2 protein-coding genes and 2 pseudogenes are annotated in these 2,805 nt (G+C 27.5%); all 4 read left to right on the forward strand.

The annotated features are described in order from the left end of the window. Nucleotides 1–629 precede the first annotated feature (629 nt). Nucleotides 630–956 (forward strand): hypothetical protein, encoded by a 327-nt coding sequence (locus AJ930_RS10290; RefSeq protein WP_070274907.1) that lies wholly within the window; start codon nt 630–632, stop codon nt 954–956. A gap of 274 nt (nt 957–1,230) precedes the next feature. Continuing rightward, nucleotides 1,231–1,281, forward strand: a pseudogene (locus tag AJ930_RS10530) (hypothetical protein); the annotation flags it as partial. Between the two features lie 273 nt (nt 1,282–1,554). Beyond that, nucleotides 1,555–2,613, forward strand: a complete 1,059-nt coding sequence (locus tag AJ930_RS10535; protein WP_251988567.1) for a hypothetical protein — start codon at nt 1,555–1,557, stop codon at nt 2,611–2,613. Between the two features lie 7 nt (nt 2,614–2,620). Then, nucleotides 2,621–2,805 (forward strand): annotated as a pseudogene (locus AJ930_RS04585) (hypothetical protein); the annotation flags it as partial.

Genomic DNA, 2,805 nt, shown 5'->3' on the forward strand with positions numbered 1-2,805 from the left:
AAACCACAAAATTACATCTTAATTTTAATAAAATAGAGAATCTAAGGAGATAACCCATGACATATATATTACTTCTTATTATAATTTCTACTATTCTTTCTTATCTTATATTAAAATTTATTTATAAAATCATCTTTAAATCTACAAAAAGCGTTTCAAAGTTTTTAGTCTTTCTTGGAAGTATAGGCTTAATTATCTTTTATTATACTCCTTATTCTTATTATTTAGAGCCTAGTTATTGGCAATTTAGGAATATGTGTAAGTTAAATGAACTTCCTAAAGTATAATAAGATTCTAGGGTATTTTGGATTAAGTTTGGATACATTAGATTGGGAGGAGCTGAATAGAAGAGCTTATAAAATAAGTAAAGAATAGCAATTCTATTTGCAAAATTTTAGAGAATATGCAACATATATAGGAGAAATAAAAAAGACTAGATATGATATAATGGCTATTCTGTATAGCAATAAAAAACTTATCTCTAAAGATAACATTACATCAATAATTTTACTTGATACTTGGAATACAAGACGTTACAATTTAGAGTAAGAATCTGTGGCTAGTTATAATATTGAGTGGATAGAGATAGAAGAATATTGCAGTTTGTACTTCAATACAAAGGAGCAAAAATGGACAATAAAGGATTAATCACTAAATTACGAGACAATGCAGAACTTCCTTGGGCAGCCTATGGATATTTTCATTTAGCTAATGAAAGTTATAAGCCAGAGGAAAATGGTAAGGATTGGAAAAGATTAAAATATTTTAGAGATATTAAAGAAGATACAACCCAATCTGTATTCCCCACCCTAATTGATATTCTCAACATAGAATACAAATATTTTAAAGATGAAAAAACAGGAAAGCTAAAAATGGCTTCTTTGATGATGAGTTATTTAGTGGCGACTTCTCCCCACTCCAAGCTAAACAATTCTTTTCTCGCTATGATTTATTAAAACATTGTCCTAATGCAAATTCAGGTTTTTCTGCTACTTTATTTGGAGAAAAAAGAAAACAAATTGATAGTAAAACAAAAGAAGAAGGCTATACCAGTGAATATGGCTATATCAATTATATTTTAGCCATTAGAGGAACAGAAATGGATTTGTTTGTAGCTGATGCTTCTTTAACCATAGGCTCTATACCTAAAGCCCAATATGATGATATGCTAAACTTTTATGAAACTTGTATTAAGATTATCCACAAATCAAAGAAAAAGATTCTCTTACTATTACAGGACACTCTCTTGGAGGCTGTCTAGCACAACTCTTTGCTTTAAGTATCTGTGATGATAGGAATAGAAACAATATCAAAGCTTTATATACTTGTAATGCACCTGGAGCTAGAAAGATAGCACCTCCTTATGATTATATAGTAAAACTCTTTATATTTCACAGCAAAGAACAACAAGAAAGATTTATAAAAGAAGAAATAGAAAATATAGCAAATAGAGCAAGAGATTTAGGCAAAGATAATATTTTCTTAGAAAGTAAGATACGAGAGATATTACACAAGATAATCCAAGAAAAACAAAGTCAATACTATGGGATAACAATGAGTCTTTCTACTCATACAACAATGATGACACTTGATATTAATGCCATTCCTATCTTAGCAGATATTGCACCATATTATAGACAACTTGCTTATAATTATTGGCAACATTTTAAAGAAGATAGGAGAACACCTCAAAATTTTGAACTTAAAGGAGATGAAAGATATATATACAAACTCTCAATTCAAGATTCTATCTTTCATTGTGAATCAAGTAATAATGAATATAAAAATGAATGGTATATCGGCTCTCCTATATCAAAACTAGGGATTAAGCTAGGATTACATCAAGACAATCAATATAGCGATACAACACTGCTTCATACAATCAATACAAGCTCTGGAGTAACAGGGGAGCACTCCATTATCCCCCTTACCCAAACTCTCTATTTTTATTCCTATCTTTTAGAATTAGATGCTAACTATAACAAAGTCAAAGATAAAAGCCTTAGTGAGTGTATAGAGTATCTTAATCATTTTATGAAAAATATTCAAATTTATACAGAAACTTTTGTGTTAAAAAATAATGCTATTAATAATAAAAATTTCGCTCTTAAAAATGGACCTCTTGGACTTTTTAGAAGTTCTCCAGAAAAAATCAATCATTTTGAATATTTTCTTTCATTAATAGCCACCATAATGCAAGAAACAAATGGTATTTTAGAAGAGCTTGGAGATAATTATTATACAAGTTATAAAACTCCTACCATTAGTCAAACAAAAATCATAGATTTTATTTTAAAGGCACAAGAAAAAGAAAAATACATTTTAATTCTTGATAAAAATGATTTTAATAAATACAGAAAAGATTGTTCCTTTATTAATAATCAAGAAAATTTAGCTCATAAAATTGCCATTGGGGAATTTAGAATTTTTATTGTGGTTTATAAAGATATGAAATGTCTTAAAAATATTAATAATATAACAAAAATATATGGATATAATTCAAAAAGTTATAAAATAAAAGATCAAATTTGGGATGAGCAATATTTAGGTGGAGTTTGTAAAATATCACAAGCTTTGTATTTTAATGGAAAAGCTAAAATAGGTATTATTTAGGAAAATTATGATAGGTAAAGACTTTTTATATTCTATTCATAAAGATAAAAAAAGTATTTATTTGTTTTGTGAAAATAAAAGCATCATTGATTGTCAAAGTATTTATGATGAACTTTATAAATTAGAAGCAACGACAGATTTTACTTTTGAAGAACTTCAAAACTATCAAGCTTATATCTTCCTAAACTCCAC

The sequence above is a fragment of the Campylobacter sp. BCW_6871 genome, from assembly GCF_001762325.1.
GTDB lineage: Bacteria > Campylobacterota > Campylobacteria > Campylobacterales > Campylobacteraceae > Campylobacter_D > Campylobacter_D jejuni.

Bases quoted from the DNA above. Each gene is read 5' to 3' on its own strand.
- AJ930_RS10535 (WP_251988567.1), top strand. From the start codon at position 1,555: ATGAGTCTTTCTACTCATACAACAATGATGACACTTGATATTAATGCC.
- AJ930_RS10290 (WP_070274907.1), top strand. From the start codon at position 630: ATGGACAATAAAGGATTAATCACTAAATTACGAGACAATGCAGAACTT.